The 1,279-nt window shown below is 75.0% G+C and carries 1 protein-coding gene; it reads left to right on the top strand.

The genetic code is table 11. The features are described from left to right. Window positions 1–1,279 (top strand): DNA mismatch repair protein MutS (mutS, locus tag HMPREF0731_RS20785; protein ID WP_007006203.1); only part of this gene is annotated, 1,279 nt, incomplete at both ends.

The following is a 1,279-nucleotide window of genomic DNA, read 5'->3' as shown; positions in this document are numbered from 1 at the left end:
GCCGCCGCCCCCCTGCCCGCCCTGCTCGACGAGGCGCGCGCGGCGCTGGTGCCGCAGGGCTCGCCGCGCGCCGAGCTGGAGCGGGCGCTGAACGAGGCGCTGCCGGCGCGGCTGGAGGATGGCAACCTCGTCGCCCCCGGCTATGACGGGGAGCTGGATGCGCTGAAGCGGCTGCGCGACGATGCGCGCGGCGCCATCGCGGCGATGCAGGCGGAGCTGGCCCAGGCCTGGGGGGTCGCCAGCGTCAAGATCCGCCACCACCAGCAATTCGGCTATCTGGCGGAGATGCCGGCCATCGCCGGCGAGAAGCTGCTGCGCGAGAAGCCGGCCCAGCTGGAGGGCGGCCCGCTGGCGCCGATCCACCGCCAGACCATGGCCAATGCGCACCGCTTCACCTGCACCGCCCTGGCCGAGCTGGACCGCAAGCTGTCGGCCGCCGGCGAGCAGGCGGCGAAGCGCGAGGCGCTGGTGGTGCGGCACCTGCGCGGCCTCTGCCTGAAGGCGGCGCGGCAGGTGGATGCGGCGGCCATGGCGATGGCCGAGATCGACATCCACGCCGCCGCCGCCGAGCTGGCGGCCGGCGGCGGCTGGTGCCGCCCCGAGCTGACCGAGCGGCCGGATTTCCGCATCCGCCAGGGCCGCCACCCGGTGGTGGAGGCGGCGCTGGCCCGCAGCCGCGGCCCCGCCTTCGTGCCGAACGACGCCGATCTCTCCCCCGGCCAGCGGCTCTGCCTGCTGACCGGGCCGAACATGGCCGGCAAATCGACCTTCCTGCGGCAGAACGCGCTGATGGTGGTGCTGGCCCAGGCGGGCATGTTCGTCCCCGCCAGGCAGGCGCGGCTCGGGCTGGTGGACCGGCTGTTCTCCCGCGTGGGCGCCGCGGACGACATCGCCGGCGGCCGCTCCACCTTCATGGTCGAGATGACCGAGACGGCGGCGATCCTCAACCAGGCGACGCCGCGCAGCCTGGTGGTGCTGGACGAGGTGGGGCGCGGCACCGCCACCTGGGATGGCCTGGCCATCGCCTGGGCGGTGCTGGAGGCGCTGCATGACCGCATCCGGGCGCGCGCCATCTTCGCCACACATTTCCACGAGCTGACCGCGCTGGCGCCGAAACTGCCCGAGCTGCAGCTGGCGACGATGAAGGTGCGCGAGCATCGCGGCGAGGTGGTGTTCCAGCATACGGTCGGGCCGGGGGCGGCGGAGAAATCCTGGGGGCTGCATGTGGCGCGGCTGGCCGGGGTGCCGCGCGGCGTCACCGCCCGCGCCGGCGCCGTGC

The organism is Pseudoroseomonas cervicalis ATCC 49957 (assembly GCF_000164635.1).
In the GTDB taxonomy this organism is placed as follows: domain Bacteria; phylum Pseudomonadota; class Alphaproteobacteria; order Acetobacterales; family Acetobacteraceae; genus Pseudoroseomonas; species Pseudoroseomonas cervicalis.
This window is presented reverse-complemented; position numbering and strand designations above follow the sequence as displayed.